Annotated in this window: 1 pseudogene; it reads left to right on the top strand. The window is 47.5% G+C overall.

The annotated features are described in order from the left end of the window. Positions 1–265: pseudogene (locus ACEN88_RS35590) on the top strand (thymidine kinase); the annotation flags it as partial.

Here is a 265-nt window from a genome sequence, read left to right as displayed (position 1 = left end):
CTTAACCGGGCCCGTATAGCCAAGCTTAAAGTCGAGATTTTTAGCCCGAAAGCTGATACCCGTTATGGCGAAGATGCCATTATTTCACACAATGCCAGTAAAATAACCTCCACCCCGGTTGATAGTGCTTCGGCTATTTTATTGTTAGCCAGTGATGCACATGTGATAGGCGTTGATGAAGCGCAATTTTTTGACGATGAACTTCCGGAGGTATGTACCGTACTGGCCAACCGGGGTGTACGTGTAATTGTGGCCGGCCTGGATA

Origin of the sequence: Massilia sp. CT11-108, from assembly GCF_047302915.1 — a bacterium.
In the GTDB taxonomy this organism is placed as follows: Bacteria; Pseudomonadota; Gammaproteobacteria; order Burkholderiales; family Burkholderiaceae_D; genus Telluria; species Telluria orientalis.
This window is presented reverse-complemented; position numbering and strand designations above follow the sequence as displayed.